This is a genomic window from Baekduia sp. (genome assembly GCF_035685985.1).
Classification (GTDB): Bacteria; Actinomycetota; Thermoleophilia; order Solirubrobacterales; family Solirubrobacteraceae; genus Baekduia.
The window spans coordinates 641,000-667,101 of record NZ_DASRZV010000024.1 but is presented as its reverse complement, the minus strand read 5'-3'; the positions used below and the strand labels follow the sequence as shown (position 1 = coordinate 667,101).

Annotated in this window: 25 protein-coding genes; 8 read left to right on the top strand and 17 right to left on the bottom strand. The window is 73.9% G+C overall.

Annotated elements, in window-relative coordinates; all coding sequences use genetic code 11:
* Nucleotides 1-3: 3 nt before the first annotated feature.
* From VFG42_RS15480 to tig, 7 genes are all read right to left on the bottom strand, one after another.
* Nucleotides 4-999 (bottom strand): xanthine dehydrogenase family protein subunit M, encoded by a 996-nt coding sequence (locus VFG42_RS15480; RefSeq protein ID WP_324909641.1) that lies wholly within the window; start codon nt 997-999, stop codon nt 4-6.
* Nucleotides 996-1,493, bottom strand: a complete 498-nt coding sequence (locus tag VFG42_RS15475; protein ID WP_324909675.1) for a (2Fe-2S)-binding protein — start codon at nt 1,491-1,493, stop codon at nt 996-998. Before VFG42_RS15475 ends, VFG42_RS15480 begins: the two co-directional genes overlap by 4 nt.
* Before the next feature lie 55 nt (nt 1,494-1,548).
* Nucleotides 1,549-1,815: a hypothetical protein gene (locus VFG42_RS15470; protein ID WP_324909640.1), complete on the bottom strand. Its 267-nt coding sequence runs from the start codon at nt 1,813-1,815 to the stop codon at nt 1,549-1,551.
* Complete coding sequence (gene nudC, locus VFG42_RS15465; RefSeq protein WP_324909639.1) at nt 1,812-2,564, bottom strand: NAD(+) diphosphatase; 753 nt, start codon at nt 2,562-2,564, stop codon at nt 1,812-1,814. Before nudC ends, VFG42_RS15470 begins: the two co-directional genes overlap by 4 nt.
* A 137-nt stretch (nt 2,565-2,701) precedes the next feature.
* On the bottom strand, nt 2,702-3,973 hold the full coding sequence (gene clpX / locus VFG42_RS15460) for an ATP-dependent Clp protease ATP-binding subunit ClpX (RefSeq protein ID WP_324909638.1): 1,272 nt from the start codon (nt 3,971-3,973) through the stop codon (nt 2,702-2,704).
* Between the two features lie 53 nt (nt 3,974-4,026).
* Nucleotides 4,027-4,611: an ATP-dependent Clp endopeptidase proteolytic subunit ClpP gene (gene clpP, locus VFG42_RS15455; protein ID WP_324909637.1), complete on the bottom strand. Its 585-nt coding sequence runs from the start codon at nt 4,609-4,611 to the stop codon at nt 4,027-4,029.
* A gap of 179 nt (nt 4,612-4,790) precedes the next feature.
* A complete protein-coding gene (tig, locus tag VFG42_RS15450) occupies nt 4,791-6,146 on the bottom strand; it encodes a trigger factor (RefSeq protein ID WP_324909636.1) in 1,356 nt (451 codons plus the stop codon).
* Between the two features lie 111 nt (nt 6,147-6,257).
* Here tig and VFG42_RS15445 point away from each other — a divergent pair, with 111 nt between their 5' ends.
* Nucleotides 6,258-6,422 carry a hypothetical protein gene (locus VFG42_RS15445; RefSeq protein ID WP_324909635.1) on the top strand — a complete coding sequence of 55 codons (165 nt, stop codon included), beginning with the start codon at nt 6,258-6,260 and terminating at the stop codon, nt 6,420-6,422.
* On the opposite strand, the gene VFG42_RS15440 is transcribed toward VFG42_RS15445, so the two are convergent.
* The 4 genes from VFG42_RS15440 to VFG42_RS15425 all read right to left on the bottom strand — a co-directional run bounded on the left by VFG42_RS15440 (nt 6,419) and on the right by VFG42_RS15425 (nt 10,474).
* Complete coding sequence (locus VFG42_RS15440; RefSeq protein WP_324909634.1) at nt 6,419-7,207, bottom strand: hypothetical protein; 789 nt, start codon at nt 7,205-7,207, stop codon at nt 6,419-6,421. The genes VFG42_RS15445 and VFG42_RS15440 overlap by 4 nt on opposite strands.
* A 117-nt stretch (nt 7,208-7,324) precedes the next feature.
* Nucleotides 7,325-8,665: an alpha/beta fold hydrolase gene (locus VFG42_RS15435; RefSeq protein ID WP_324909633.1), complete on the bottom strand. Its 1,341-nt coding sequence runs from the start codon at nt 8,663-8,665 to the stop codon at nt 7,325-7,327.
* Nucleotides 8,666-8,698: 33 nt separating this feature from the next.
* A complete protein-coding gene (locus VFG42_RS15430) occupies nt 8,699-9,430 on the bottom strand; it encodes a helix-turn-helix domain-containing protein (protein WP_324909632.1) in 732 nt (243 codons plus the stop codon).
* Between the two features lie 756 nt (nt 9,431-10,186).
* A complete protein-coding gene (locus tag VFG42_RS15425; protein ID WP_324909631.1) occupies nt 10,187-10,474 on the bottom strand; it encodes a metal-sensitive transcriptional regulator in 288 nt (95 codons plus the stop codon).
* Between the two features lie 46 nt (nt 10,475-10,520).
* Here VFG42_RS15425 and VFG42_RS15420 point away from each other — a divergent pair, with 46 nt between their 5' ends.
* The gene (locus tag VFG42_RS15420; protein ID WP_324909630.1) at nt 10,521-11,558 is read left to right on the top strand and encodes a dipeptidase; all 1,038 of its coding nucleotides are present in this window, start codon (nt 10,521-10,523) and stop codon (nt 11,556-11,558) included.
* Nucleotides 11,559-11,561: 3 nt separating this feature from the next.
* Here VFG42_RS15420 and VFG42_RS15415 read toward each other — a convergent pair whose 3' ends face one another.
* Entirely contained in the window at nt 11,562-13,811 is a 2,250-nt protein-coding gene (locus VFG42_RS15415) for a putative bifunctional diguanylate cyclase/phosphodiesterase (RefSeq protein ID WP_324909629.1), read from the bottom strand.
* A 39-nt stretch (nt 13,812-13,850) separates the two neighbouring features.
* On the opposite strand from VFG42_RS15415, the gene VFG42_RS15410 reads away from it, so the two are divergent.
* On the top strand, nt 13,851-14,360 hold the full coding sequence (locus VFG42_RS15410) for a GNAT family N-acetyltransferase (RefSeq protein ID WP_324909628.1): 510 nt from the start codon (nt 13,851-13,853) through the stop codon (nt 14,358-14,360).
* Here VFG42_RS15410 and VFG42_RS15405 read toward each other — a convergent pair.
* The 5 genes from VFG42_RS15405 to VFG42_RS15385 all read right to left on the bottom strand — a co-directional run bounded on the left by VFG42_RS15405 (nt 14,357) and on the right by VFG42_RS15385 (nt 21,239).
* Nucleotides 14,357-15,805, bottom strand: a complete 1,449-nt coding sequence (locus VFG42_RS15405; RefSeq protein WP_324909627.1) for an aminobutyraldehyde dehydrogenase — start codon at nt 15,803-15,805, stop codon at nt 14,357-14,359. The two genes, VFG42_RS15410 and VFG42_RS15405, sit on opposite strands and share 4 nt — an antisense overlap.
* Complete coding sequence (locus tag VFG42_RS15400; protein ID WP_324909626.1) at nt 15,805-17,199, bottom strand: aspartate aminotransferase family protein; 1,395 nt, start codon at nt 17,197-17,199, stop codon at nt 15,805-15,807. Before VFG42_RS15400 ends, VFG42_RS15405 begins: the two co-directional genes overlap by 1 nt.
* A complete protein-coding gene (gene mmsA, locus VFG42_RS15395) occupies nt 17,196-18,674 on the bottom strand; it encodes a CoA-acylating methylmalonate-semialdehyde dehydrogenase (protein WP_324909625.1) in 1,479 nt (492 codons plus the stop codon). The genes VFG42_RS15400 and mmsA overlap by 4 nt, the downstream gene beginning before the upstream one ends.
* Before the next feature lie 81 nt (nt 18,675-18,755).
* A complete protein-coding gene (locus VFG42_RS15390; RefSeq protein ID WP_324909624.1) occupies nt 18,756-20,261 on the bottom strand; it encodes a PucR family transcriptional regulator in 1,506 nt (501 codons plus the stop codon).
* A gap of 18 nt (nt 20,262-20,279) precedes the next feature.
* Nucleotides 20,280-21,239 (bottom strand): ribose-phosphate pyrophosphokinase, encoded by a 960-nt coding sequence (locus VFG42_RS15385; RefSeq protein WP_349260427.1) that lies wholly within the window; start codon nt 21,237-21,239, stop codon nt 20,280-20,282.
* 163 nt (nt 21,240-21,402) lie between these two features.
* Between VFG42_RS15385 and VFG42_RS15380 the strand changes: the two genes are divergently transcribed.
* From VFG42_RS15380 to VFG42_RS15360, 5 genes are all read left to right on the top strand, one after another.
* The gene (locus VFG42_RS15380) at nt 21,403-22,359 is read left to right on the top strand and encodes an HD-GYP domain-containing protein (RefSeq protein WP_324909622.1); all 957 of its coding nucleotides are present in this window, start codon (nt 21,403-21,405) and stop codon (nt 22,357-22,359) included.
* A gap of 65 nt (nt 22,360-22,424) precedes the next feature.
* Nucleotides 22,425-23,237, top strand: a complete 813-nt coding sequence (locus VFG42_RS15375; RefSeq protein ID WP_324909621.1) for a siderophore-interacting protein — start codon at nt 22,425-22,427, stop codon at nt 23,235-23,237.
* 1 nt (nt 23,238) lies between these two features.
* Nucleotides 23,239-24,249 (top strand): FecCD family ABC transporter permease, encoded by a 1,011-nt coding sequence (locus VFG42_RS15370; protein WP_324909620.1) that lies wholly within the window; start codon nt 23,239-23,241, stop codon nt 24,247-24,249.
* Nucleotides 24,246-25,295, top strand: a complete 1,050-nt coding sequence (locus VFG42_RS15365) for a FecCD family ABC transporter permease (RefSeq protein ID WP_324909619.1) — start codon at nt 24,246-24,248, stop codon at nt 25,293-25,295. Before VFG42_RS15370 ends, VFG42_RS15365 begins: the two co-directional genes overlap by 4 nt.
* Nucleotides 25,292-26,101 carry an ABC transporter ATP-binding protein gene (locus VFG42_RS15360; RefSeq protein WP_324909618.1) on the top strand — a complete coding sequence of 270 codons (810 nt, stop codon included), beginning with the start codon at nt 25,292-25,294 and terminating at the stop codon, nt 26,099-26,101. The genes VFG42_RS15365 and VFG42_RS15360 overlap by 4 nt, the downstream gene beginning before the upstream one ends.
* Nucleotide 26,102: the final 1 nt, after the last annotated feature.

Sequence of the window (26,102 nt, the reverse complement as noted above, 5' to 3'; positions counted from 1 at the left end):
GTCCTACATCAGCTCCTTGATGGTGTCGACGATCAGGTGGCGCGCGAGCGGGATCTTGTAGGCGTTGTCGCGCAGCGGCCGGGCCTCGGACAGCTCGGCGTCGGCGGCGCGGGCGAGCAGGTCGTCGTCGGGCGACGCGCCGTCGCGCAGGATCGCCTCGGCCCGCTCGGCGCGCCACGGCGCGTGGGCGACGCCGCCGAGCGCGATCCGGACGTCGCGGACCGTGCCGTCGTCGTCGCGGTCCAGCACCGCCGCGATCGACACGACCGCGAACGCGTAGGACGCGCGGTCGCGGACCTTGACGTAGGTCGAGCGGGCACCGTCGGCCAGGGGCGGGACGCTGACGCCGAGGATCAGGTCGCCGGGCTCCAGGACCGTGTCGCGCGTCGGGTCGTCGCCGGGGAGCCGGTGCAGGCCGGGCATCGGGATCTCGCGGTCTCCGGCGTCGCCGCGCACGCGGACGGTCGCGCCGAGCGCGGTCAGCGCCACCGCCATGTCGGACGGGTGCGTCGCGACGCACGCCTCGGAGTGGCCGAGGATCGCCAGGTTGCGGTGGTCGCCGTCGCGCGCCGGGCAGCCGTCGCGATCCCGTCCGCCCTCGCGCTTGTTGCAGGCCTTGGTGATGTCCTGGAAGTAGGCGCAGCGCGTGCGCTGCAGGAGGTTGCCGCCGACCGTCGCGAGGTTGCGCAGCTGGCCGGAGGCGCCGGCCAGCAGCGCCTGCGAGAGCACGGGCCAGCCCGCCCGCACGCGCGGGTCGTTGGCCAGCGCCGTGTTGGTCACCGCGGCGCCGGCCTCCAGCGCGCCGTCGGCGCCCAGCTCGATCGTGGCCAGCGGGAGCTTGGCGACGTCGACCAGCGCGCCCGGCGCCTCGACGCCGAGCTTCATCAAGTCCACCAGGTTGGTCCCGCCGCCCAGGTAGCGGGCGCCGGGACCCGCGGCCGCGAGCAGGGCGCGGGCGCCGTCGGGGTCGGTCGCGCGCTCGTAGGCGAAGGGCCTCATCGCTGTGCCGCCGCGACCTCGCGGACCGCCGCGAGGATGTTGGGGTACGCGCCGCAGCGGCAGAGGTTGCCGCTCATCCGCTCGCGGATCCGGGCGTCGTCCAGCCCGTCCAGCTCGCCGCGGGCGCGCGCCTCGTCGAGCATCCCGACCGCGCTGCAGATCTGCCCGGGCGTGCAGTAGCCGCACTGGAACGCGTCGTGGTCGAGGAACGCCTCCTGCATCGGGTGCAGCTCCTCGCCGTCGGCCAGGCCCTCGACGGTCGTGATCGCCGCGCCGTCGTGGGCGACCGCGAGCGCCAGGCAGGCGTTCACGCGCATGCCGTCCAGCAGGACCGTGCAGGCGCCGCACTGGCCGTGGTCGCAGCCCTTCTTCGACCCCGTCAGGCCGAGGTGCTCCCGGAGCACGTCCAGCAGCGTGGCTCGCGTGTCGACCGTCAGCCGATGCTCGTCGCCGTTGACGCGGAGCACGACCTCGGCCCGTTGAACCGCCGGCATCTCGCTCACGCGTCTCGGCCTACCCGACCGCGCGCGCGGGACAACGTGGTCGCGGCTATCGGCGCGACTTCGGCACGCCGCCGTTGAACGGCATCAGCTTGCGCCCGGCGGTGACGAGGTCCAGCCGGCGCACGATCCGCAGCAGCTCGCCGCGCTCCCTCTTGCTGAGGTTGCCCGGGTTGCCGTGCGACTTGCGCACGATCCGGCTCAGCTCGTGCCGGTCGTGCTCGTCCAGCCGCGTCCAGTGCTCGCGCAGGATCATCGCGCTCTGGAGCATGAGCATCCAGGGAACGGCCTTGCCGCCGGGGATTCGGGGCTTCATCCCCTCGGGTCTACCACCCAGCGATCGATGAGCAATCGCGCGATCGCCGTGGGTGGCGGCAGCAGCAGGCCGTCGGCGTCGGGGCCGTCGACCCAGTCGGCGCTGCCGGAGGCGGCGGCGGTCACCTCGTCGCGGGTGAACCACCGGACGTCCTGGAGCTCGCCGTCGAGGACGTGCGGCTCGCCGCCGTCGTAGGTCGCGTGGAAGCCGAGCATCAGCGAGACCGGGAACGGCCAGGGCTGGGAGGCGACGTAGCGGACGTCGCGCACGGCGACGCCGGACTCCTCCTGCACCTCGCGCGCGACCGCGGCCTCCAGCGGCTCGCCGGGCTCGACGAAGCCGGCCAGCGCGGAGTAGCGCCCGGCGGGCCAGGCGGCCTGGCGACCCATGAGCACGCGGTCGCCGTCGCTGACCAACATGATGACCACGGGGTCGGTGCGCGGATGGTGGTGGTGGCCGTTGGCGCAGACGCGCACGTGACCGCCCTCCCCCGCCCGCGTCGGCTCGCCGCAGACGCCGCAGAAGCGCGTCGCGCGCGCCCAGTTGGCCAGCGCGCTGGCGTAGGCGACGGCGCCGAGCCGCGCGGCGGGCAGCGACGTCGCCAGGTCGCGCAGGCCGGTGAGCGCGGCGTCCTCGCGCTCGACCGCGAACAGCGGCGCGCCGCCCTCGTCGACGCCGAGGAAGATCGCGTCGTCGGCGTCCTCGGCCACCAGCGCGACGGGCTCGGCCGCCGCCGTCCCCTGGCCCACGACGATCGCCCGCGCCGCGGGGTCGCGGCGCGCGGCGGCCAGCCAGTCGGCGTCACCGCGGCGGACGCCGGCGCGATCCAGCGCGCCGCCGCCGAAGGCGATCGGTTCCGTGTCCGGCGAGGAAGGCGTGGGAACCGCTACGCCGACTCGGCGGCCGGCGCCGTGTCGTCCTCGACGGCCTCGGTGACGAGCGTGGGCGTGATGCCCTTCTCGATCGTCTCCTTGGTCACGACGCACTTCTTGACGTCGCGACGGGACGGCAGCTCGAACTGCACGTCCAGCAGCGTCTCCTCGATGATCGACCGCAGGCCGCGGGCGCCGGTCTCGCGCTCCAGCGCGAGCGCGGCCACGGACGCCAGGGCGTCGTCGGAGAACACCAGCTCGATGCCGTCGAACTGGAAGAAGCGCTGGAACTGCTTGACGAGCGCGTTGCGCGGCTCGGTCAGGATCGTGATGAGGTCGTCGCGCGACAGCTGGTGCACGGCGCTCATGACCGGCAGGCGGCCGATGAACTCCGGGATCAGCCCGTAGTTGACGAGGTCCTCGGGCAGGCACTCCTGGAAGACCTCGCCCTTGTCGATGTCGGCCTTGGCGGTGATCTGGGCGCCGAAGCCGATGCCCTGACGGCCGATCCGCCGCTCGATGACCTGGTCGAGGTTCGCGAACGCCCCGCCGCAGATGAACAGGATGTTCGTCGTGTCGATCGACAGGAACTCCTGGTGCGGGTGCTTGCGCCCGCCCTGCGGCGGCACCGACGCCGTCGTGCCCTCGAGGATCTTCAGCAGCGCCTGCTGCACGCCCTCGCCGGAGACGTCGCGCGTGATCGACGGGTTGTCGGCCTTGCGGGCGATCTTGTCGACCTCGTCGATGTAGATGATCCCGGTCTCGGCCTTCTTGACGTCGTAGTCGGCGGCCTGGATCAGCTTCAGGAGGATGTTCTCGACGTCCTCGCCGACGTAGCCGGCCTCCGTGAGCGCCGTGGCGTCGGCGATCGCGAACGGGACGTTGAGGATGCGCGCGAGCGTCTGGGCCAGCAGCGTCTTGCCGCAGCCCGTCGGACCGAGAAGCAGGATGTTGGACTTCTGCAGCTCGATCTCGCTGTCGGCCGCCTGCATCATCTGCACGCGCTTGTAGTGGTTGTAGACCGCCACCGACAGCGTGCGCTTGGCCTCTTCCTGGCCGACGACGTACTCGTCCAGGACGCCGTAGATCTCCCGCGGCTTCGGGAGGTTCTCCAGGTCGAACGACGGCGGAGCGGTCAGCTCCTCGTCGATGATCTCGTTGCAGAGGTCGATGCACTCGTCGCAGATGTAGACGCCGGGCCCCGCGATCAGCTTCTTGACCTGCCGCTGGGACTTCCCGCAGAAGCTGCAGAGGAGCTGCTCGTTGGAATCCGTGGGGCGCGCCATCTCCAGTCCGCCTTCTTCGTCCGTACGCTCGGGGGCGAGTGCGTCTTCCGAGCCTAGTGCTCGGAGATCACCCTGTCGATGATGCCGTAGTTGACGGCCTCTTCGCTGGACATGAAGTAGTCGCGCTCGGTGTCGTTGCGCACCTTGTCGTACTCCTGCCCGGTGTGCTTGGCGATGATGTGATCCAGGCGCTGGCGGATGTCGATGATCTCCTTGGCGTGGATCTCGATGTCCGTGGCCTGGCCCTGGAAGCCGGAGCTGACCTGGTGGATCAGGATCTTCGCGTTGGGGAGCGCCATCCGCTTGCCCTTGGCGCCGCCGCACAGCAGCAGCGCGCCCATGGACATCGCGATGCCGACGCAGATCGTCTGCACGTCGGGCTTGATGAACTGCATCGTGTCGTAGATCGCCAGGCCCGCGTACACGCTCCCGCCCGGGGAGTTGATGTACAGCGAGATGTCCTTGTCGGGATCCTCGGACTCCAGATGCAGCAGCTGGGCCACGATCAGGTTGGCGATCTGGTCGTCAACCGGGGTGCCGAGGAACACGATGCGCTCGTTGAGCAGACGGGAGTAGATGTCGAACGCGCGCTCACCACGCGACGTCTGCTCGACGACCATCGGAACCAGTGGACTCATGTGACCTCGTGCTCGTTCTCTCTCAGCGGGGTGAATTCCTGCCACGCAGGTTCGTGGAGGCTAGCACCCGGGCCGGCGCGCTCCCTGGCCTTCCGGGTCGGCTCCGGACCGGTGTCCTTGAGCACCTCGGACAACCGTCCGAGGTGCGTCCGGGATGTGTGCCTGGCTCCGCCCAGCGGCTACTCGGAGGCCGCGGCGGGCGCGCCGCCGGCGCGCTCGGCCAGCAGGTCGACGGCCTGGCGCTGGGCCAGGTCCTCGACGACCTCGTCCATGCGGCCCTGGCGCTCGAGCTGCTTGCGCAGCTTCTCGGGCGTCGAGCCCTGCTGGATCGCCGCCTCCTGGAGCGCGTCGAGGATGTCGCCGTCGGAGGGCTTGATGTCCTCCTTCTCGATGACCGCGGCCAGGACCGCCTCGCGGCGCAGCGCCTGCTCGGCGTCCGGCTTGGCCTCCTCGAGCAGCTCCTCCTCGGACTTCTGCGCGATCCGCAGGTAGGCGTCCTTGGTGATGCCGCGGTGCGAGAGCGAGTGCAGCATCTGGTCGAACAGCTCCTTGGCGCGGGCCTCGACCAGCGACGGCGGGACGTCCAGCTCGGCGCCCTCGACGACCTTGTCGAGCGCCGCCTCGCGGAACTCGGCCTCGATCTTGCGCTCGTCGGCCTCGCGCATGCGCGTCGCGATGTCCTCGCGCAGCTCGGCGATCGTGTCGAAGCCGCCGGCCTCGGTGGCGAAGTCGTCGTCCAGCTCGGGCAGCTGCTTGGCCTTGACCTCGTTGACCGTCACCTCGAACTGCGCGGGCTTGCCCGCCAGGTGCGGCGCGGAGCCGTACTCCTCGGGGAACTCGACCTCGACGACCTTCTCGTCGCCGGCCTTCAGGCCGGTCAGCTGCTCCTCGAAGCCCGGGATGAACTGGCCGGAGCCCAGCTCCAGCAGGTGGTCGCGGCCCTCGCCGCCGGCGAAGTAGTCGCGCTCGCCGGGGTGGGCGGGGTCCGAGTTCTCGATCGAGCCCTTGAAGTCGATGACGACGAAGTCGCCGTTCTCGGAGGCCTTCTCGACGGTCTCCAGGCGGGCGGCGCGCTCGCGCAGCGCCTCGACCTGCTCGTCGATCGCCTCGTCGCTGACCTCGGGCTCGCGAGCCTCGACCTCGATCTTGGAGATGTCGCCGATCGTCGCGACCGGGCGCACGCCGATCTCGACCGTGAACGTCAGCGGCTGGCCCTCGGCGGGCAGGTCGCCCAGCTCGACCTCGGGGTCGCCGACGGGCTTGATCCCGGCCTCGTCGATCGCCTCGACGTACCAGCGCGGCAGCGCGGCGCGGACCGCGTCGTCCAGGACCGCCTCACGGCCGATGCGCTGGATGACGACCGGCGCGGGGACCTTGCCCCGGCGGAAGCCCGGCATGCGCAGATCGCGCCCGAGCTTGCCTGCCGCCTCGTTGACGCGACGCTTGACCTCCTCGGGGGTGACTTCCGCCGCGACGCGGACGCGGGACTCGGGAAGCTCTTCGACGGTGGTCTTGACGTTGGTTGCTGCGGCCATGTGGCTTCGGAGAGTAGCGGGGGAAGGCTTGCCCAGGAGGCTCGCCTTCCCGTGCGCGAGCTCGCCTGGCGCGGCTCCGTCGCGCGCCTCCGGCGGGTACCGTCGCGGGGCATGCCCGCCCGCCCCCTCGACCTGCCTACGCGTGCGCGCGCGTGGGCCTACACCGGTCCGCTCGGCCACCTGTACGGCGGCCTCGCGGACTGGTGCTCCCTGCTCGTCCGGCTCGCCCTCGCGCGAGCGCGAGGACGAGCCGGTGGCCGGTCGATCGCCGACTAGCAGCTGACCGTCAGGTGGAACGGCTTGTTGGCCGGATCGCCCGCCGCGTCCTTGGTGACGACGGCGACCGTCTTCTTGTCGTCGCCGAGCTGCGCCGCCGCGACACCGGCCGCGTCGGTCGTGGCCTCGGTCACCTGGATGGCGCAGGCCGAGATGTCGGCCGGAAAGCCGACCTGGTAGGAGCCCGTCGCGGTCGACGTCGACGCCGTGGCGCCACGGTGGGCGCCCAGGCCGCCGTCGGCGGCGACCTGCGCGAACGAGGTCAGGCCCTGCGCGACGGCAACCGCGTCGGTGTGGGCGGCCGTCGTGGCGTCCTTGGTGATGTCGTCGGCGTGCTTGCCGTCGACCTGATCGGCGTTGAGGCCCGTGGCGACGCCGGTCGCGTTCGTCGTGAACGGCGCGGCGTTGGTGTTGCCGGACGTGATGCGGCCGACCTCGGTGCCGCCGTTGGACGAGAACTCGAACGCGCGGCCGTCGGCCAGGTTCGAGGCGCGGATGCAGGGCTTGTTGCCCTTCTCGGAGCCGCCGAGCTTCGAACGGCAGCCGTAGATGGCGCCGCCGCCGTTGTCGGACTTGTTGGACTGGCGGGTGCCGTAGGTGCCGTTGTTGGCGATGATCTCGGTCTCGGACGTCAGCGCGGCCGACGGGTTGGAGCCGGGGTTGCGCTTGCCGAGCAGAAGGTTCTTGCCTTCACCGGACGCCATCGCGAACGACGACGCGAGGAGACCGATGATGACCGCGGACGCGAGCACGAGGCCGGTCCGGGATCGGAACTTGCGGAACATGAGGGGAACGCCTCCCTGTCGGGTTTCCTTTCCCTATGACAACTGGGCCTGCGGGCCCGAGTTGCGGTCCGGAGTTCGCAATTGCCGATCCTGCAACGAATCGTGTCGCTCAGTGCTTCAACGACGCAGCGCGAAGATCGGCCACGGCCCGGGGACGCCGCGCAGCTCGTGCGCGCCGCGCGGCTCGAGGTCCAGCCCCGAGCCGACGACCGTGCCGTACACCGTTCCCGACGTGAGGATCTCGTCCGGGCCGGCCATGTCGCACACGCGCGCGGCGATGTGCACGGCCATCCCGCCGACGTCGCCGCCGATCAGCTCGCACTCGCCCGTGTGCAGCCCGGCGCGGATCCGGATGCCCAGGCCGCGGACCGCGCCGACGACCGTGCGCGCGCAGCGCAGCGCGTCGGACGGCGGACCCTCGAAGGCGGCGATGTAGCCGTCGCCGAGCGTCTTGACCTCGCGGCCGCCGTAGCGCTCCACCTCGCGGCGGATCGCGCCGTCGTGGGCGCTGAGCAGGTCGCGCCAGCGGCCGTCGCCCATCCGCGCGGCCATGCCGGTCGCGTCGACGATGTCGGTGAAGAGGATCGTCATCAGCCGCCGCTGCAGGCCCGAGGTCGTGGTGCGCGAGCCGGTCAGGAACTCCTCGATCTCCCCCAGCAGCGCCTCGGAGTCGCCGACCATCGGCAGCGAGTCCTCGCCGGACAGCTCCACGAGCCGCGCGCCCGGGATCAGCCCGGCGGCCAGCCGCGAGTGGCCGACGTCGATCAGCTGGTCGCCGGTGCGGTGCAGGATCAGCGTCGGCACGCGCAGGTCGGGCATCAGCGGCCGGGCGTCGACGCCCTGGAGGTTGGCGGCCACGCGCGCCAAGCCGGCGGGCGTGGTGGACTGGCGCTCCAGGCGTCCCATCCAGGCGCGCAGGCGCGCGTCGTCGGCCAGGCTCGGCGCGACCTGCTCGATGCTCGCGCCGGTCCCCCACCGCTCGGCGAGCTGGGCGAGGCGCTCGGCGCGGCCCTCGGGCGTGTCGGCGAAGTGCGCCTGGTCGTCGCGCTCGGTGACCATCAGCGACGCGTACAGCACGAGCGCCAGCGTCCGGTCCGGGCGCCGGTGCGCGTACTGGACGGCCAGCGGGCCGCCCGCCGCGTAGGACTGCACGACGACGCGGTCGGCGCCCGCCGCGTCGAGCACCGCGTCGAGGTCGGCGACCTCCTCGTCGAGCGTCAGCCGTCCGTCGCCGTCGATCGGGTCGCTGAGCCCGAGGCCGCGGCGGTCGACGAGGATCACGCGCGCGATCGAGCCCAGCCGCTCCCACCAGCGCCGCAGCCCGGGCTCCTCGAGCATCACCTCGATGTGCGAGGTGACGCCGCCCAAGGACACCAGGTCGACAGGGCCGTCGCCCAGCACGCGGAAGGCGATGTTCGCCTCGCCGCTCCGGGCCCATCGGACGCGCCCCTCCTCCATGGTCGGAGGAGCTTACGCGGCGCCGCGCCCCCGCTACGCGGGCGACAGCAGGCGCTCGGTGACCGGGTCGACGAGGTGCGCCGGGTCGCCGCGCAGCAGCCAGCCGTCCTCGGTGCGCTCCAGGAGGCGGTCGCGGCCGAGGTCGCCCAACGCCGAGGTGACCGACGGGCGGCGGGCGCCGACGAGGCGGGCCAGCGCGGAGTGGGTCAACCCCATCGGGATGAGGACGCCGTCGGGAGTGACGCGGCCCCAGCGGTCGGCGAGCGTCCACAGCGCGAGCAGCAGCCGGTCCTCGAGGCGGACGAGCTGGTTGACGACCAGGCGCGCGGCCAGCCCGCGGTGGCGGCGGGTGGCGCGGGCGAACAGCGCGTCGACGACCGCCGGGTAGCGCATCACGGACAGCAGGAAGCGCTGGTCGAGGATCGCCAGGCGCATCGGCTCCAGGACCATCCAGCGCGCGGCGAACGGCAGCTCGCCGGTGGCCGCGTCGGTGTCCCACGGCCGCAGCAGGTCGCCGGTGCCGAGGACCTCGGTGGACGCGCGGCGGCCGAGGTCGAGGTCGCGCAGCAGCAGGCCGTCGAGGATCAGCAGGCCGAACGGCGACGCCGCGGCGTCGATGACGCCCGCCGCGTCCCAGCGTCCCGGGACGATCCGCTGCACCTCGGCGACCAGCTCGTGGCGCGCGCGCTCGCGCACCTCGGGCGCCAACCGCTCCCCGAGATCGGGGTCGGCGTCGAGCAGGCGAACGAGATCGCGGGCGGCCATCGCCCGCCGCAGGCTCCCCGCGCGCGGACGGCCCTAAACGCAACTCGCCGCGTCGGAGCGAGGTCGGTTGGGTAGCGGCAGAGGATGGAGATGGTGACCCTGCCACCCAGCCCGAGCCCACCACCGGCGCCGCCGCCGACCCCAGAGCCCGCGCCCGAGCCGCCGCCCGGCGCGCCGACGCCCCAGCCGGGTCCGCCCGGGCCGCCGGAGGGACCGCCGCCGCAGATCTGAGCCCCGGCGGGGGTCCGGCTGGTGGCGCCTCGGCGCGGGGCGTTGGGGGCGGGTGCGGGGCGCTGGTGGGTTGGGCATCGAGAGCGGCGAGCAGGGGTGGGCGACGCCGGCGCCTGGGCTCTCCGTCGTCGCTGCGGGCGGGTGCCTGCGCAGGGTCGGAGCCGGGTCGAGGGACGGCGTCCAGACATCAGACCGGGCCATCTTGGTGTCCTCGGCCGGGATTTCGTCGAGACCCATCCAGGGTTCGGGCCCGAACCGACAACCAACGGCGCCTTGATGTCGCATACCGACACAACGGCGCCATCGGTTCCCCGAGGGTGCGCCACCGACGCCGGGATTCAGGTCTGGACGCCGTCCCTCGACCCGGCCCCGAAGCGGCGCAGGCACCCGCCCCGGACGCCGGCGGCCAGACCAGCCAACGCCGGCGTCGCCCACCCCTGCCCGCCGCTCTCGATGCCCAACCCACCAACGCCCCGCGCCACCACCCAACGCCCGGGCTGAGGCGCCACCCACGCCGGAGCCCCGCTACCCCCGCCGCATCAGCCGCCCGACCGCCGCCATCAGCTCGTCGGTGCGCTCGGCGCGCTGCGCCTCGTCGGTCTCCCCCATCACGCAGTGGGCGGCGTGCTGGTCCAGTAGGCCGAGCGCCACCTTGTCCAGCGCGGCCTGCACGGCGCTGATCTGGGTCAGGACGTCGATGCAGTAGCGGTCGTCCTCGACCATGCCCTCGATGCCGCGGACCTGGCCCTCGACGCGCCGCAGGCGCTTGAGCAGCTGGTCCTTGGAAGCCGTGTATCCACGCGTCTCGGACATGGCCTCAGGATACCGCCAGGGGGTACCGCGGCGGTAGGGTGCGCGCGTGCCCGCCGCCGCTCAGCCGATCTTCGACGGCCATCACGACGCGCTCACGCGCGAGGATCACGCCGGGCTCGTCACGGGCCGGGACGGCGGACACCTCGACCTGCCGCGCGCCGCGCGAGGCGGGCTGGTCGCGTCGATGTGGGCGATCTTCTGCCACGGCGAGGACACCAACCTGGACTTCACGGCGCAGCCCGGCGGCGGCTACGACATCCCGCTGGACCCCGAGGTCCCGCACGCGACCGCCGCGGCCGAGGCGACCGCCTACGCCGGGCGCCTGCTCGCGCTGGAGCGCGCCGGGCACCTCCGCGTCGCGCGCGGCGTCGCCGACCTCGACGCGGCCGCCGACGGCTCCGGCCCGCCGGCCGCGGTCATGCACCTGGAGGGCGCCGAGCCGATCGACACGACGCTCGAAGCGCTCGACGCGTGGCACGCGATGGGCCTGCGCTCGGTCGGCCCGGTCTGGTCGCGCCCCAACCGCTTCGGCCACGGCGTGCCGTTCCGCTTCCCGTCCTCGCCCGACACCGGCGAGGGCCTGACCGCCGCCGGCCGCGCGCTGGTGGCCAAGTGCGAGGCCTTGAAGATCGCCGTCGACGTCAGCCACCTCAACGCGCGCGGGTTCTGGGACGTCGCCGAGCTCACCGGCCGCCCGGTGATCGCCACGCACTGCGGCGCGCACGCGGTCGCGCCCGCGTCGCGCAACCTGACCGACGAGCAACTCGATGCCATCGGGAACTCGAACGGCATCGTCGGCATCCCCTACATCGTGGACTTCCTGCGCCCCGACGGCGACATGAACCCCGACACGCCGCTGACGACGGTCGTCGCCCATGTGCGACATGTCGCCGACCGCATCGGCGTCGACCACGTCGGCTTCGGCTCGGACTTCGACGGCGGCGTCATCCCCGAGGCGATCGGCGACGCCGCCGGCCTCCCCGGGCTCCTCGCCGCGCTGGCCGACGACGGCTTCACGCCCGAGGAGATCGCCAAGATCGCCTGGGGCAACTGGCGGCGCGTGCTGGCCGCCGCCTGGGCGTAGCGCTCAGTAGCCCAGCACCGGCTGCGCCGACGACGGCCGCCCCAGCCGGAGGTCGAGCGTCGCGATCGCGTCCGGGACCTCCTCGGGCCGCACGCCGTGCGAGTACAGGAAGCCCTGGCCGACGTCGCAGCCGAGGCTCTCGACGACGTCCGCCTGCATCGACGTCTCGATCCCCTCGGCGACGACCGTGAAGCCCAGCGCCCGCGCCATGTCGCAGACCGCGCGGACGATCGCCGCCGCCTGGCGCGAGGCGGCCAGCGACGTGATGAACCCGCGGTCGAGCTTGAGCACGTCCAGCGGCAGGTCGCGCAGGCAGGCCAGCGAGGACTGCCCGACGCCGAAGTCGTCCAGCGCGATCCGCACGCCCGCGGCGCTCAGCGCGTCCAGCGTGGCGTTGGCGACGGCCGGGTCGTCCATCACCGCCGACTCGGTGACCTCGATCACCAGCTGCTCGGCGGGAAGGCCGCGCTCGGTCAGCGCCGCGAAGATCTCGTCGGCCAGCCCCGGCCGCGACAGCTGCACGCGCGAGACGTTGACCGACATGGACATGTCGCCCATCGGCAGCCCGGCGTCGCGCCAGCGGCGCAGCTGGTCCAGCGCCTCGTGCAGGACCCAGCGCCCGAGCGGCTCGATCAGCCCGTGCTGCTCGGCCAGCGGGATGAAGCGTCCCGGCCCGATCTCGCCGCGCTCGGGATGCGTCCAGCGCACGAGCGCCTCGAACGACGTCGCCCGGCGGGCGTCGAAGCCGATCATCGGCTGGTAGACCAGGCGCAGGCCGCCGTGCTCGATCGCGCCGCGCAGCTCGTGGGTCAGCGCGACGCGCTCGACGGTCTCGGCGCGCATGTGGTCGTCGAAGATCTCGTAGGTGCCGTGCCCGCCGCGCTTGGCGCGGTACATCGCGACGCCGGCGTCGCGGACCAGGTCCTCCGCGTCGATCACCGCGCCCGGCCCGGCCAGCGCGATGCCGACCGACGCCGACGACCGCAGCTCGACGCCCGCGACGTCCAGCGGCCAGGAGATGACGTCCAGCAGGCGCTCGGCGATGGCCACCGACTCGGTGACCTCGTCCAGCCCTTCGCAGAGGACGGCGAACTCGTCGCCGGCGAGGCGCGCGAGCGTGTCGGACGGGCGCAGCGCCTCCGACAGCCGCGGCGCGAGCGCGCGCAGCAGCGTGTCGCCGGCGCCGTGGCCGAGCGAGTCGTTGACGCCCTTGAAGTCGTCGAGGTCGACGTAGAGCACCGCGACCCAGCCCGCGGCGCGGCGGCGGTGGCGCGCCAGCGCGAGGCGCAGGCGGTCCAGGAGCAGCGCGCGGTTGGGTAGCTGCGTCAGCGGGTCGTGCAGCGCCTGGTGGCGGACGCTGCGCTCGGCGGCCAGGCGGCGCAGCGCGCCGGTCAGGACGTTGGCGACCGAGTGCAGGAACGCGAGGTCGTCGTCGCCGAACGCGCACGGCTCGTCGGCGTACATGCCGAGGACGCTGTGCGGCGCGTCGCCCTCGCCGGCGACCGGGACCGCGATGCCCGAGGCGATCCCGCGCGCGATCAGGTCGGCGGCGTCGAAGCGGGTCTCGGTGGAGGTGTCGGGGACGACGACCGGGCCGCGGCGCGAGAGCGTGTGCCGGGCGTGCGCCGGATCGAGCCGGGCGCCGGCGGCGTGGACGAGGCCGTCGCCGTCGTCGCCGTCGGAGACCGTCGCGAGGCCGGCGAGCGGGACGCCGAGCGCCTCGGTGATCGTGGCGACGGTCGCGCGGGCGAGCGCGTCGAGGTCCTGCTCGGTGATCGCGCGCTGGGAGAGCCGGGCGACCGCGTCCTGCTGGGCGGCGCGGCGGCGCGCGGCCTCCTCGGCGGCGCGGCGGGCGGTGATGTCCTCCAGCTGGCCGATGGCGTACAGCGGCGCGCCGTCGGCGTCGCGGACGAGCGAGATCGTCGTCGCGCCCCACAGCGTGGTGCCGTCGCCGCGCCGGTAGCGGCGGTCGCGCTTGTAGCGGTCGATCGCGCCGGAGGCCAGGCGGGTGAAGTCGTCGGCGCGCGCGCCGGCGTCGTCGGGATGGGAGACCGCGAGTATCCCGCGGCCCGCCAGCAGCGTCTCCTCGTCGATCCCGAGCAGGTGCGCCAGCTCGCGGTTGACCCGCAGCAGCTTGCCGTCGAGGCCGACGATGGCCATGCCGACGCCCGCCTCCTCGAAGGCGACGCGGAAACGCGTCTCCGCCTCCTGCAGCGGCCCGGACGCGGACTCCGGTGTGGGGACGTGATCCACCAGATGTGGTAGTCGGTCGTCCCTCTTGAGTCTGTAGCGATGAGCGAGACGACCGTTCGACTGCCCGACGGCACGCCCGTCCTGATCCGGCCCCTGACCAGCGAGGACGGCGCCGAGCTGCGCCGCGGCCTGGAGCACCTCTCGCCGCGCTCCGCCTACCGCCGGTTCCTCGGGACGCCGCCGTCGCCGACCTCGGCGACCGTGCGCTACCTCACCGACGTCGACCACGTCAACCACGAGGCCTTGGGCGCCTCCGACCCCGCGTCGGGCCACGGCATCGCCGTCGCCCGCTTCGTCCGCGACCACGCCGACCCCTCCCGCGCCGAGCTGGCGATCGCCATCGCCGACGCCTGGCAGCGCCGCGGGCTCGGCACCCTGCTCCTCGACGCCCTCGCCACCCGCGCCCGCGCCGTCGGGATCACCACCCTCACCGGCCTCGTCCTGGCCGACAACACCGGGATGCTCAAGCTCTTCGACCACCTCGGCCCTACGCGCCGGCAACCGGCCGGCGCGGGAACCGTGGAGGTCGAGGCCGACCTGAAGGCCTAGCTCAGCTTGATCATCCCGTGCTTGACGCGGGTGTAGTCCTCGAGCGAGTAGATGGACAGGTCCTTGCCGTAGCCGGACTCCTTGAAGCCGCCGTGGGGCATCTCGGAGAGGAAGGGCAGGTGGTCGTTGACCCAGACGCAGCCGAAGTCGAGCTGCCGGATCGCGTTCATGGCGTTGGCGACGTCGCGGGTCCAGACGGAGGCGGCGAGGCCGTAGGGGACGTCGTTGGCCAACGTGATGGCGTTGGTCGCGAAGTCGTCGACGCGCTGGACGGTGACGACCGGGCCGAAGACCTCGGACTGGACGATCTCGTCGGCCTGGCCGACGCCCGCCACGATCGTCGGCTGCACGAAGAACCCGGTGTCGCGGCCGGCCGCGCCGCCGGTGAGGACCTCAGCGCCGGAGGAGGTCGCGCGGTCCAGGAAGCCGAGGACGCGCTCCTGCTGGCGGGCGCTGATGACCGGGCCCATCTCGACCTGGTCGCCCTCGGCGGGGTCGCCGACGACCAGCGAGGACGCGGCGGCGACCAGCTCCTCCAGCACGGCGTCGTAGATCTCCGGCGCCACCAGCACGCGCGAGGCCGCCGTGCAGTCCTGGCCGGAGTTCAGGAACGACGCCACGCGCAGCCCCTCGGCGACGGCCTTCGGATCGGCGTCCGGGAAGACGACGACCGGCGCCTTGCCGCCCAGCTCCAGGTGCACGCGCTTCAGCGTGTCCGCCGCGCTGCGCGCGATGTTCTTGCCCGTGCCCACCGAGCCCGTCAAGGACACCAACGAGATCTCGGGGTGCTCGACGATGTGCTGCCCCACCCCGGGCCCGTCGCCGGTGATGACGTTCAGCACGCCCGGCGGCAGGACCTCCGCCACCAGCTCGGCGTAGCGCAGCGTCGAGACCGGCGTCAGCTCCGACGGCTTCAACACCACCACGTTGCCCGCCGCCAGCGCCGGGGCGATCTTCCAGATCGCCATCATCAACGGGTAGTTCCACGGCGCGATCTGGCCGACGATCCCCAGCGGCTCGCGCCGCACGAACGACGTGTAGCCCTCGCCGTACTCGCCCGTCGCCTGCCCCTGCATCGTCCGCGCCGCGCCCGCGAAGAAGCGCAGCTCGTCGGAGCAGATCGGCATCTCCTCGGCCGCCAGCGCGTTCGGCTTGCCGACGTTGGCGATCTCCAGCGCCGCCAGCTCCTCGGCGTGGCGGTCGAGCACGTCGGCCATCGCCAGCAACAGCTCCTGGCGCTTGGCCGGGATCGTGTCGCGGAACGCGATCCGCGCCTCGCGCGCGGCCGCGACCGCCCGCGCGACATCCGCCGCGCCGCCCTCCGGCACCCGCGCGATGACCTCGCCCGGCGCCGGGTTCAGGATCTCGCGCGTGGCGCCCTCGACGGCGCCGACGATCTCGCCCCCGACGAGGTTGCCGAACGTGCGGACGTCCGTCGCGCTCATCAGGCGACCCCCGCCGCGGCCGAGCCGACGTCCATGTGGACGCCCGCGTCGCCGAGCACGTCGCGCAGGCGCGCGACGATGTCGTCGAGCACCGCCTTGTCGCTGATCAGCGGCGGCGCGATCTGCAGGACCGCGTCGCCGCGGTCGTCGGCGCGCGCGATCACGCCCGCCTCGCGCAGGCGGCCGGGCAGGAAGCCGCGCAGCAGCTTGTCGCGCTCGGCCTGGTCGAAGCGCGTGTCGTCCTCGTCCTTGACCAGCTCCATCGCCCAGAAGAAGCCGTCGCCGCGCACGTCGCCGACGATCGGCAGCTCCAACAGCGTGGACAACCGCTCGGCCAGGTACGGCGTCAGCTCGCGCACGTTCTCCAGGACGCCGTCGCGCTCGAAGATCTCCATGTTCTTCAGCGCGACCGTCGCCGCCAGCGGGTGACCGCCGAACGTGATGCCGTGCCGGAACACCGCGCCGGTCTCGACGATCGGCGCGACCACGCCGTCGCGCGCGAGCACCGCGCCCATCGGGGCGTAGGCGGACGTCAGGCCCTTGGCCAAGGACACCAGGTCGACCGTGATGCCCTCGCGCCCGGACGCGACCCACTCGCCCAGCCGGCCGCAGCCGGCGATGACCTCGTCGGCCATCAACAACGCGCCGTACTTGTCCGCCAACGCCCGCAGGCCCTTCCAGTAGCCGCGCGGCGCCACCAGGCAGCCGCCGGCGTTCTGGACCGGCTCGGCGATGATCAGCGCGACCTCGTCGGGCCCGGCCGCGACGATCGCGTCCTCCATCTCCGCCAGCAACGTGGCGGTGAACGCGTCCTCGTCGGTCACGCGGCCCCCGTCGGGCCCGCCGCGGAACATGTTGGTGTTGCTGACGTGCGTGACGTCGATCGGCGCCGGCGCGAACGGCTCCTTGAACTTCGGCACGCCGGTGAACGACAGCGCCCCCAGCGTCACGCCGTGGTAGGCGATGTGGCGCGCGATCGCCTTCTTGCGCCGCGGCTGGCCGATCGCCAGGAAGTGCTCGCGGCAGAGCTTCCACGCGGCCTCGACCGCCTCGGACCCGCCGCTGGTGAAGAACACGCGGTTGAGGTCGCCCGGGGCGACCTCGGCCAGCTTGGCCGCCAGCTCGATCGACGGCGGGTGCGCCGTCCCCCAGTTGGTGTTGAACGCCAGCGTGCTCAGCTGCGACGCGACCGCCGCGCCGATCTCCTCGCCGTAGGAGTAGCCCAACTGCGAGCAGAACAGCGACGACAGGGCGTCGACGTACTTGTTGCCCTTGGTGTCGAAGACGTAGGGCCCCTCGCCGCGCTCCAGGACGAGCAGGTCGTCGATCGACTGCTTGGAGAAGTGCAGCAGCAGGTGCTCCTGGGCCGCCTGCTGGAGCTCGTCGTGCGTCATGCCGCCCATCGTGAGGTGACCACCTTCTTGCGGGTGTAGAACTCGACCGCGTCGCGGCCGTTGGCGTGGAGGTCCCCGTCGATGGAGTCCTTCCAGCCGCTGAACGGGAACCAGGCGACCGGCGCCGCCACGCCGACGTTCACGCCGACCATGCCGGCCTCGACGCCGTAGCGGTAGGCGCGCGCCGCGCCGCCGGACTCGGTGAAGATCACCGACGCGTTGCCGTAGCGCGACGAGTTGACGAAGGCGATGGCCTCGTCGAGGTCGGCGGCGCGCACGAGCGTCAGCACCGGTCCGAACAGCTCGTCGGTGATGACCTTGTGGCCCTCCGGGGCGTCGTCGATGATCGTCGGCGCCAGCGTGCAGCCGCCCGGGCCCGCGTCGCCGCGGCCGTCGAGGACGATCGTCGCGCCGTCGGCCTCCGCGCCGTCGATGTCGCGCACGATCCGCTCGCGCTGCGCCGGGGAGACGACCGGGCAGACGTCGGTCGCCGGGTCCAGGCCCGCGCCGGTCTTCAGCGCGGCGGCGGCCTCGACGATCCGGTCGCGCGCGGCGTCCTGCTCCTCGCGGGTGCCGACGAGCACGGCCAGCGATCCGGCCAGGCAGCGCTGGCCCGCCGCGCCGAACGCGCTGCCCATCACGCCGCCGGCCATGAGCTTGGGGTCGGCGTCGGGCATGACGACCATCGAGTTCTTCGCGCCGCCCAGCGCCTGCACGCGCTTGCCGTGCTCGGCCGCGCGGGTCGCGACGTAGCGGGCGGTCTTCGCGGACCCGACGAACGAGATCGCGTCGACGCCCGGGTGCTCCAGCAGCCCGTTGACGACGTCGTGCGCGCCGTGGACGAGGTTGATCAGGCCCTCGGGGAACGCGCCGGTCGCGTTGGCCAGCTCGACGATCCGCTCGCCGGCCAGCGGGTCCTGCTCGGAGGGCTTCAAGATGAAGGCGTTGCCCGCCGCCACCGCGTAGGGCAGGAACCACAGCGGGATCATCGCCGGGAAGTTGAAGGGGGTGATCGCCGCGACGACGCCGACCGGCTGGCGCACCAGCTCGACGTCCACGCCGGTCGCCACGCCCTCCAGGTTCTCGCCCTTGAGCAGGTGCGGGATCGCGATCGCGGCCTCGCAGGACTCGATCCCGCGGCCGACCTCGGCCGACGCGTCGTCCAGCGTCTTGCCCATGTCGCGCGCGACCAGCTCGGCCAGCTCGTCGCGGTGCTCGTTCAGGACGTCGCGCAGCGCCATCACGGCGCGGGCGCGGACCATCGGCGAGGTGCGCCGCCAGCCCGGCAGCGCGGCGCGCGCGGCGGCGACCGCGGCGTCGACGTCGGCGGCGTTCGAGAGCGGGACGTTGGCCAGCAGCTCGCCGCTGGCCGGATCGCGGTCTTCGAGCGTCTCGGCGCCGGACGCCGGAGCCCAGGCGCCGCCGATGTGGTTGGCGAGCGTGCGGACGTCGGTTGAGGTGGGGACGGCGGTCATCTCCCACAGGCTCCCGCTCGACCCCTCGGGCGCGCAATGGGCGTCCCGTCCCAAGCTGGGCGCCCGCGACAGACACAACGTCTAGTCGTCCAGCTGGCGCCGTGCCTGGACCGCGAGCTGGAGGTCCAACAGCGTCCGCGGGTCGGACACGTCGCGGCCCAGGACGTCCTCCAGGCGCTTGAGGCGGTCGTACAGCGCCTGGCGGTTGAGGTGCAGCGCCCGCGCGGTCTCGGCCTTGCGGCCACCGTTGGCGCACAGCGCCTCCAGCGTCGGCAGCAGCGCGTGCTTGCGCCGCGCGTCGTGGGCGATCACCGGCCCGAGCGTGCGCTCGACGTACTCGGCCAGCTCGTCGCGGTCGCGCCAGCGCCACAGCAGGCGGTCCAGGCCCATCGCCGTCGCGTCGTGCCAGGCGCGGGGCGCCAGCCGGACGGCGGCCGCGGCGGAGTCGGCCGCCTCGCGCAGGCCCGCCCCCACCCCGTCCCAGCCGGAGACCGCCGGGCCGACGGCCACGATCGCGTCGTCGCCCAGCGCGTCCGCGACGCGGTCGGCCGTGGCGCCGCGGTCGCCGGCGTCGCGCAGCGCGAGCACGATCAGCAGCGCGTTCCCCGCCGGGTCGGCGCCGATCAGCGCCGGCGTCCCCGGCCCCTCGACGGCCCGCGCGTCGCCGCCGCGCGCCACGATCGGCAGCAGCGCCGCCGCGGCGCCGTCGGCGAAGCCCAGCGCCCGCGCCCGCGCGGCGGCGGCCTCCGGCTCCAGGCGCCCGGCCATCAGCTCGCCGAGCAGGTCGCCGCGCCCGCGCGCCAGCAGCTCCTCCTCCTGGCGGGCGCGCAGCAGCGCCAGCGCGACGATCCCGGCCGCGCGCTCGACGGCGAGCGGCGCGAAGGCGTCCACCGGCGCGTCCACCGGCAGCACGACCAGCCGGCCGCCGCCCGCCACCGGCGCGACCACGCCGACGCCCGCCGCGCCGCCCGCGGCCTGCGTCCAGACCGAGATCGGATCGCCGCCCGACGGCCCGGCCGCGTGGTGCAGCAGGCGCCCGTCGGCGGCCTCCAGGAACACCGGGTTGGCGACCGCGGAGGCCAGGAGCGCGAGCACGTCCGGGATCCCGCCGCCGTCGACCATCACCTCGGTGAACGCGGTCTGCAGCTCCTCGGCGCGGCGCAGCAGGTCGTAGTGGCGGTTGACGATCTCGGTGTGGATCGCCTCGGTGACCGCGACGAACGGCACCGCGGCGTGCAGCTCGACGAGCGGCAGCCCCGCCTGCTCGGCGGCGGCCACCAGCGCGTCGGGCAGCCGGCGCTCGTAGGTGTGGCCCAGCTCGATGACGAGCGCCGCGACCTCGCGCGCGGCCAGCGCGGCGACGAACCGCCGCTGGTCGGCGGCCCGCGGGCCGATGCCCATCCCGGTCGTCAGCAGCAGCTCGCCTCCGCGCAGCAGCGAGGCCATGTTGGGGACCTCGCCCGCGTGCACCCAGCGGATCGGCCGCGCCAGCCCGCCCGCGCCCGCCACGACCTCGGGCAGCCCGCGTCGCAGCGCCGGGAGCCCGAGCGCGGCGGCGACCGTGATGCGCGGCGCGGGAGCCGACATGTACGTCTACGCGTTCACCTAGATGTTGTCGCCCCCGAACGCCTCGGCGACCGAGTCGTCGGTGAAGATCCGGCGGATCGTGTCGGCCAGCAGGTCGGCGGACGACACCACGCGCACCACGTCCGGCGCGTCGTCGGGCAGCGGCACGGTGTCGGTGACCAGCAGCTCGTCCAGTCCCATGGCGTCGACGGCCTCCGGCGTGCCGGGGCTCAGCACGGGGTGCGTGGCGACCGCGCGGATCGCGCGGGCGTCGGCGTCGCGCAGCGCGCGCACCGCGGCGCCCAGCGTGCGGCCCGTGTCGATGATGTCGTCGACGACGATCGCGCAGCGCCCCGCGACGTCGCCGATCACGCGGTGGCTCGGGTTGCCGGCCTCGGGGTCGAGGATCGCCAGCTCGGTGCCCAACATGGTGGAGAACTTCTTGGCGAGCTTCACGCGGCCGGCGTCGGGCGCGACGACGACCGCGTCGGCGGGCAGCTCGTCGCGCAGCGCGTCGGCCAGCGAGTGCACGGCGGTCATGTGGTCGACCGGCACGCGGAAGAACCCCTGCGACTGGCCGGTGTGCAGGTCGACGGTGAGGACGCGGTCGACGCCGACGGACTCGAGCATCTTCGCGACCGCCCGCGCGCTGATCGGCTCGCGCAGCCGCGACTTCATGTCCTGGCGCGAGTACCCGAACCACGGGATGACGGCGATCACGCGGTGCGCGGAGGCGCCGACCGCCGCGTCGACGAGCAGGATCAGCTCCATCAGCGCGTCGTTGAGCGTCAGCGCCCCGTCGCGCGAGGAGGCCAGCGATTGCACCAGGAACACGTCGGCGCCGCGGACCGACTCCTCGAACCGGCAGTACATCTCGCCGTTGGCGTAGGTCTGCAGGTCCACCGGACCCATCTCGACGCCGAGGCGGCCGGAGATCGCCTCGGCCAGCGCGGGCGAGCTGCGCCCCGCGAAGAGCATCAGGCGCTTGTCATAGTCCAGGGGAAGGTGGGTCGTCACGGCGTCCGCGATTGTGTCAAGGCGCTCGCCCGGACCCATCGCCGGTCTTTTCGGTGCATCTTCGTGCAGGTTTTCTGCACAAAGCTGTTGCAGGATCGGGACAGGCCGTTTGAAGCGCGCGCGACGCGGAACGCTTCGGAGTCACATGCCGCGCACGAACGTCCTCTCCGCCCGGCCGACCACGCACCCGCTGCTCAACCACGTCGCGCGCCACGCCTGCCGCACGGCCACGTGCGCGGCGGTGGCGATCACCCGCTGCCCCGGCCACGGCGCCGAGGCCGACCACGAGCTGCTGGCGCTCGCCGGCGCGGCGGACGCGCTCGACGACCTCGTCGTCCCCGAACGCCACGCGCTGGGCGACGGCGAGCCCGTCGTCGCCCGCGACAGCGCCCACGCGCTGCTGACGCTCGACGCGCCCGCCTGGGGCGCGCTCACGCTCGTGCGCCCGCGGATGCGCCGCGGCCGCGCGCTGCACGAGGCCGTCGAGGACCTCGCCGCGCTGGCCGCCGAGGCGCTGCGCGCCGCCGAGGCCGAGCGCCGGCTGGCGCGGACGCTGGAGGCGTCGGTCGGCTCGCTGGCCGCGCTGCTGGACCTGCGCGACGGCTACACCGGCCGCCACAGCTCGACGGTCGTCGACCTCTGCGAGCAGGTCGCCCGCCGGGTCGGCGTCACCGGCGCCGAGCTCGGCCACCTGCGCATCGCGGCCCACCTGCACGACCTCGGCAAGATCGGCGTGCCCGACCAGATCCTGCACAAGCCCGGGCCGCTGGACGACGCCGAGTGGTCGATCATGCGCGAGCACCCGGTCTGGGGCGCCCGCGCGCTGGAGGCGATCCCGGAGTTCCGCGAGGCCTCGCGGGCCGTGCGACACCACCACGAGCGCTGGGACGGCGCCGGCTACCCCGACGGCCTGGCGGGCGAGGCGATCCCGATCGGCGCGCGCGTCATCGCGGTGTGCGACGCCTACGAGGCCATGACCTCGCACCGCCCCTATCGCGAGGCGCTCCCGGAGCCGCTGGCGCGCGAGCGGATCGTCGCGGGGACCGGCTCGCACTTCGACCCGGCCGCGACCTGGGGGCTGCTGGACGCGCTGGCCGCCTAGGCTCGCCGACGCCGTATTAGGGAGGCCTACGACCCGGCCGGCCACCTGTTAGGGTGGCCTAACGCATGGCCGCCGCCACCGCCACCGCCGCCGACGCCCGCCCGTTCCCCCTCCACACCGGGATCGCGACCGTCACGGCCGTCGAGCGGATCACGCCGAAGATGGCGCGGATCACGCTGGGCGGCGACGCGGTCGCCGGCTTCCCCGACGAGCAGCCCGGCGAGATCCTCACGCTGATCTGGCCCGCCGCCGGCGCGACCGAGCCGGTGATGCCGCTGGAGGGCTGGCGCTACCCGCCCGGCACGCCCGAGCAGCACGCCCGCAACTACACGATCCGCCGCTACGACCGGCAGGCGCCGAGCGTGACGATCGACCTCGTGCTGCACGGCGACGACGCCCCCGCCTCGCGCTGGGGCGGCCGCGTGCGCCCGGGCGACACGATCGGCGTCGCCGGCCCGCGCGTGCACTTCTTCGACGACCCCGAGGCCGACTACACGCTGCTGGCCGGCGACGAGACCGCGCTGCCGTCGATCGCCGCGACGCTCGAGCGCCTGCCCGCCGGCCACCGCGCGTTGGCCTACATCGAGGTCGCCGACGCGCGGGAGCGCCAGCCGCTGGCGCCGCGCTGCGCGGCCGAGGTCGTCTGGATCCACCGCGACGGCGCGCCCGCCGGGCGCTGCCCGAAGCTGCTGGACGCGCTGCGCGCCGCGACGCTCCCGCCCGGCCGCGCGAAGGTCTGGGTCGCCGGCGAGTCGCTGGCCGTCCGCGGGCTGCGCGAGCACCTGCGCGACGAGCGCGGGCTGACGTTCGGCCCGATGCAGGCGATCGGCTACTGGAAGCACCGCCAGACGCCGGACGACGTCGACCTCGACGGCTGACGTGACGCTCCGGAGGTCCACGCCGACCCGCGCGGCCGGGCTGCTGGTCGCCCTCGCGGCGCTCGCGCTCGTCGTGCTGCTGTCGATCTCGGTCGGCGCCAAGCCGATCCCGCCGCACCGCGTCTGGGAGCTGCTGTTCCACGACGACGGCTCGCAGGACGCGATCGTCGTGCACGACCTGCGGATCCCGCGCACCGTGTTGGGGCTGTTGGTCGGCGCGGCGCTCGGCGTCGCGGGCGCGCTGATGCAGGCGCTGACGCGCAACCCGCTGGCCGACCCAGGGTTGTTGGGGATCAACGCGGGCGCGGCGACCGCGATCGTCCTCGGCGTCGCGCTGCTGGGCGTGACGTCGGCGACCGGGTACGTCTGGTTCGGCTTCGCGGGCGCGGCGCTGGCCTCGGTCATCGTCTACGGGATCGGCGCGCAGGGGCGCTCGGGCGCCACGCCGGTGCGGCTCGCGCTGGCCGGGACGGCGGTGACCGCCGCGCTGGGCGCGGTCGTCAACGGCATCACGATCGTCGACACGCGGGTGCTGGAGCGCTACCGCTTCTGGGTCGTCGGCGCGCTCGGCGGCCACGACACCGACACGATCCGGCAGGTCGCGCCGTTCATGGTGGTGGGGTTGCTCCTGGCGCTGGCGCTGGCCCGCCCGCTGAACGCGCTGGCGCTCGGCGAGGACGCCGGCCGCGCGCTCGGCGCGCACGTCGGCCGCACGCGCGTCGCGGGCGCGGCGGCGGTCACGCTGCTGTGCGGCGCGGCGACCGCGGCGGCCGGCCCGATCGTGTTCATCGGGTTGACCGTCCCCCACGTCGCCCGCGCGCTCTGCGGTCCCGACCAGCGCTGGGTCCTGCCCTACTCCGCCGTGCTCGCCCCGGTCTTCCTGCTCACCGCCGACGTCCTGGGCCGGGTGATCGACCGTCCCGGCGAGATCGAGGTCGGCGTCGTGTGCGCGTTCCTCGGCGGTCCCGTCTTCGTCGCGCTGATCCGCCGCCGACGGATCGCCCAGCTGTGATCGCCACGGCTCCGGCCCAACGCGGCGCCGCCGCCCTGGCCGCGGTCCGCCGCGCGGCGCCGCGCCGGACGCTCGGCGTCTGCGGCGGGCTGACGCTCGCGGTCCTGGCGCTGCTGGTCGTCGCGGTCGGCACCGGCGACTACCCGATCGCGCCGCTGGACGTGGTCAAGGCGCTGGTCGGCCAGGGCGACAGCGCGACGTCGTTCGTCGTCGAGACGCTGCGGCTGCCGCGCGCGCTGACCGCGCTGCTGGCCGGCGCGGCGCTGGGCGCCGCGGGCGCGATCTTCCAGTCGGTGTCGCGCAACCCGCTCGGCTCGCCCGACATCATCGGGTTCACCGCGGGCTCCTCGGCGGCCGCGGTGTTCGAGATCACGGTCATCGGCGGCGGGACCGTGGCGGTCGCGGCCGGCTCGATGATCGGCGGCCTGCTGACGGCGCTGGCCGTGTACGGGTTGGCCTTCCGCGACGGCGTGCAGGGCTACCGCCTGGTGTTGGTCGGCATCGGCATCAGCGCGATGTTGGAGGCCTTGGTCAACTACCTGCTGACGCGGGCCAAGATCGAGGACGTCCAGGCGGCGTCGGTGTGGCTGACCGGCTCGCTGAACGGCCGCGGCTGGGAGCACGTCTGGCCGACGCTGGCCGCCCTCGGCGTGCTCCTGCCCGCCTGCGCGCTGCTGCAGCGCGACCTCAAGATGGTGGAGATGGGCGACGACACCGCCAAGGCGCTCGGCGTCTCGGTGGAGCGGTCGCGGTTGTCCAACATCGTGGTCGGCGTGCTGCTGACGGCGGTCGCGACCGCCGCGTGCGGCCCGGTCGCGTTCGTGGCGCTGACCGCGCCGCAGATCGCGCGGCGGCTGACCGGCGCGACCGGCCCCGGCGTGATGACCGCCGCGATGATGGGCGCGGCGCTGATGCTGGCCTCCGACGTGCTCGCGCAGCGGCTGTTCCCGTCGACCCCGCTGCCGGTCGGCGTCGTCACCGGCGCACTCGGCGGGCTGTACCTGATCTGGCTGTTGGCCCTCGAGGCCCGGAGGGGACGCGCATGACCCGGCTGCTCGGCGAGCGATTGACCTTGTCCTACGACGACCGCACGGTCGCGGCCGACCTCGACGTGACGATCCCCGACGGGTCGTTCACGGTCGTCGTCGGCCCCAACGCGTGCGGCAAGTCCACCATGTTGCGCGCGCTGGCGCGGATGATCAAGCCGCGCGAGGGCCAAGTGCTGTTGGACGGCCACGCGATCACGTCGCTGCCGTCCAAGGAGGTCGCGCGGCGGCTCGGGCTGCTGCCGCAGTCCTCGATCGCGCCGGACGCGATCACGGTCGCCGACCTGGTCGCGCGCGGCCGCTACCCGCACCAGGGCCTGCTGCGGCAGTGGTCGCCGCGGGACGAGGAGGCGGTGTCCGCGGCGATGGCCGCCACGCGCGTGGGCGACCTGGCCGACCGGCACGTCGACGAGCTGTCCGGCGGCCAGCGCCAGCGCGTCTGGCTGGCGATGGCGCTCGCGCAGGAGACGCCGCTGCTGCTGCTCGACGAGCCGACGACGTTCCTGGACATCACCCACCAGATCGAGGTCCTGGACCTGTGCGCGGAGCTGCACGAGGACCAGGGCCGGACGCTGGTGGCCGTCCTGCACGACCTCAACCACGCGTGCCGGTACGCGACGCACCTGATCGCCATGCGCGAGGGCGCGATCGTCGCCGAGGGCGACCCGCGGACGATCGTCGACGCCGACCTGGTCGAGGCCGTCTTCGGCCTGCGCTGCCGGGTCGTCGACGACCCCGAGACGGGGACGCCGCTCGTCGTGCCGGCGGCGCGGCGGCGCGCGGGCGCGGCCTCCTCGTCCTCCTGAG

Excerpts from the sequence above, each read along its gene's own strand:
- VFG42_RS15480 (WP_324909641.1), bottom strand. The coding sequence starts at position 999 with ATGAGGCCCTTCGCCTACGAGCGCGCGACCGACCCCGACGGCGCCCGC.
- VFG42_RS15475 (WP_324909675.1), bottom strand. The coding sequence starts at position 1,493 with ATGCCGGCGGTTCAACGGGCCGAGGTCGTGCTCCGCGTCAACGGCGAC.
- VFG42_RS15470 (WP_324909640.1), bottom strand. The coding sequence starts at position 1,815 with ATGAAGCCCCGAATCCCCGGCGGCAAGGCCGTTCCCTGGATGCTCATG.
- clpX (WP_324909638.1), bottom strand. The coding sequence starts at position 3,973 with ATGGCGCGCCCCACGGATTCCAACGAGCAGCTCCTCTGCAGCTTCTGC.
- clpP (WP_324909637.1), bottom strand. The coding sequence starts at position 4,611 with ATGAGTCCACTGGTTCCGATGGTCGTCGAGCAGACGTCGCGTGGTGAG.
- tig (WP_324909636.1), bottom strand. The coding sequence starts at position 6,146 with ATGGCCGCAGCAACCAACGTCAAGACCACCGTCGAAGAGCTTCCCGAG.
- VFG42_RS15445 (WP_324909635.1), top strand. The coding sequence starts at position 6,258 with ATGCCCGCCCGCCCCCTCGACCTGCCTACGCGTGCGCGCGCGTGGGCC.
- VFG42_RS15440 (WP_324909634.1), bottom strand. The coding sequence starts at position 7,207 with ATGTTCCGCAAGTTCCGATCCCGGACCGGCCTCGTGCTCGCGTCCGCG.
- VFG42_RS15435 (WP_324909633.1), bottom strand. The coding sequence starts at position 8,665 with ATGGAGGAGGGGCGCGTCCGATGGGCCCGGAGCGGCGAGGCGAACATC.
- VFG42_RS15430 (WP_324909632.1), bottom strand. The coding sequence starts at position 9,430 with ATGGCCGCCCGCGATCTCGTTCGCCTGCTCGACGCCGACCCCGATCTC.
- VFG42_RS15425 (WP_324909631.1), bottom strand. The coding sequence starts at position 10,474 with ATGTCCGAGACGCGTGGATACACGGCTTCCAAGGACCAGCTGCTCAAG.
- VFG42_RS15410 (WP_324909628.1), top strand. The coding sequence starts at position 13,851 with ATGAGCGAGACGACCGTTCGACTGCCCGACGGCACGCCCGTCCTGATC.
- VFG42_RS15405 (WP_324909627.1), bottom strand. The coding sequence starts at position 15,805 with ATGAGCGCGACGGACGTCCGCACGTTCGGCAACCTCGTCGGGGGCGAG.
- VFG42_RS15400 (WP_324909626.1), bottom strand. The coding sequence starts at position 17,199 with ATGACGCACGACGAGCTCCAGCAGGCGGCCCAGGAGCACCTGCTGCTG.
- mmsA (WP_324909625.1), bottom strand. The coding sequence starts at position 18,674 with ATGACCGCCGTCCCCACCTCAACCGACGTCCGCACGCTCGCCAACCAC.
- VFG42_RS15390 (WP_324909624.1), bottom strand. The coding sequence starts at position 20,261 with ATGTCGGCTCCCGCGCCGCGCATCACGGTCGCCGCCGCGCTCGGGCTC.
- VFG42_RS15380 (WP_324909622.1), top strand. The coding sequence starts at position 21,403 with ATGCCGCGCACGAACGTCCTCTCCGCCCGGCCGACCACGCACCCGCTG.
- VFG42_RS15375 (WP_324909621.1), top strand. The coding sequence starts at position 22,425 with ATGGCCGCCGCCACCGCCACCGCCGCCGACGCCCGCCCGTTCCCCCTC.
- VFG42_RS15360 (WP_324909618.1), top strand. The coding sequence starts at position 25,292 with ATGACCCGGCTGCTCGGCGAGCGATTGACCTTGTCCTACGACGACCGC.